This is a genomic window from Streptomyces sp. NPDC007863, assembly GCF_040633895.1.
In the GTDB taxonomy this organism is placed as follows: Bacteria; Actinomycetota; Actinomycetes; order Streptomycetales; family Streptomycetaceae; genus Streptomyces.
The window spans coordinates 1-1,861 of record NZ_JBEYEI010000056.1 but is presented as its reverse complement, the minus strand read 5'-3'; the positions used below and the strand labels follow the sequence as shown (position 1 = coordinate 1,861).

1 rRNA gene is annotated in these 1,861 nt (G+C 56.7%); it reads right to left on the bottom strand.

Annotated elements, in window-relative coordinates:
* Nucleotides 1–32: 32 nt before the first annotated feature.
* Nucleotides 33–1,861: ribosomal RNA gene (locus ABZ621_RS37550) — 23S ribosomal RNA — on the bottom strand; the annotation flags it as partial.

Sequence of the window (1,861 nt, the reverse complement as noted above, 5' to 3'; positions counted from 1 at the left end):
CTTCAGAACTAACACAGTGGACGCGAGCAACTGAGGACAAGCCCTCGGCCTATTAGTACCGGTCAGCTCCACCCATTACTGGGCTTCCACATCCGGCCTATCAACCCAGTCGTCTACTGGGAGCCTTACCCTCTCAAGGAGGTGGGAATACTCATCTCGAAGCAGGCTTCCCGCTTAGATGCTTTCAGCGGTTATCCCTCCCGAACGTAGCCAACCAGCCATGCCCTTGGCAGGACAACTGGCACACCAGAGGTTCGTCCGTCCCGGTCCTCTCGTACTAGGGACAGCCCTTCTCAATATTCCTACGCGCACAGAGGATAGGGACCGAACTGTCTCACGACGTTCTAAACCCAGCTCGCGTACCGCTTTAATGGGCGAACAGCCCAACCCTTGGGACCGACTCCAGCCCCAGGATGCGACGAGCCGACATCGAGGTGCCAAACCATCCCGTCGATATGGACTCTTGGGGAAGATCAGCCTGTTATCCCCGGGGTACCTTTTATCCGTTGAGCGACGGCGCTTCCACAAGCCACCGCCGGATCACTAGTCCCGACTTTCGTCCCTGCTCGACCCGTCGGTCTCACAGTCAAGCTCCCTTGTGCACTTACACTCAACACCTGATTGCCAACCAGGCTGAGGGAACCTTTGGGCGCCTCCGTTACCCTTTGGGAGGCAACCGCCCCAGTTAAACTACCCATCAGACACTGTCCCTGATCCGGATCACGGACCCAGGTTAGACATCCAGCACGACCAGAGTGGTATTTCAACGACGACTCCACAACCACTGGCGTGGCCGCTTCACAGTCTCCCACCTATCCTACACAAGCCGAACCGAACACCAATATCAAACTGTAGTAAAGGTCCCGGGGTCTTTCCGTCCTTCTGCGCGAAACGAGCATCTTTACTCGTAGTGCAATTTCACCGGGCCTATGGTTGAGACAGTCGAGAAGTCGTTACGCCATTCGTGCAGGTCGGAACTTACCCGACAAGGAATTTCGCTACCTTAGGATGGTTATAGTTACCACCGCCGTTTACTGGCGCTTAAGTTCTCAGCTTCGCAACCCCGAAAGGTCACTAACCGGTCCCCTTAACGTTCCAGCACCGGGCAGGCGTCAGTCCGTATACATCGCCTTACGGCTTCGCACGGACCTGTGTTTTTAGTAAACAGTCGCTTCTCGCTGGTCTCTGCGGCCACCCCCAGCTCACGGAGTAAATCCGATCACCAGGCGTGGCCCCCCTTCTCCCGAAGTTACGGGGGCATTTTGCCGAGTTCCTTAACCATAGTTCACCCGAACGCCTCGGTATTCTCTACCTGACCACCTGAGTCGGTTTAGGGTACGGGCCGCCATGAAACTCGCTAGAGGCTTTTCTCGACAGCATAGGATCATCCACTTCACCACAATCGGCTCGGCATCAGGTCTCAGGCTATGTGTGTGACGGATTTGCCTATCACACGCCCTACACCCTTACCCCGGGACTACCACCGCCCGGGCTGGACTACCTTCCTGCGTCACCCCATCGCTTACCTACTACCACCTTGGTTCGCCGGCTCCACCACTTTCCATTCCCCGAAGGGTCCGGAACGGCTTCACGGGCTTAGCATTAATGGGCTCGATATTGGGCGTTTCAAAGCGGGTACCGGAATATCAACCGGTTGTCCATCGACTACGCCTGTCGGCCTCGCCTTAGGTCCCGACTTACCCTGGGCAGATCAGCTTGACCCAGGAACCCTTAGTCAATCGGCGCACACGTTTCTCACGTGTGTATCGCTACTCATGCCTGCATTCTCACTCGTGAACCGTCCACAACTCGCTTCCGCGGCTGCTTCACCCGGCACACGACGCTCCCCTACCCATCACAG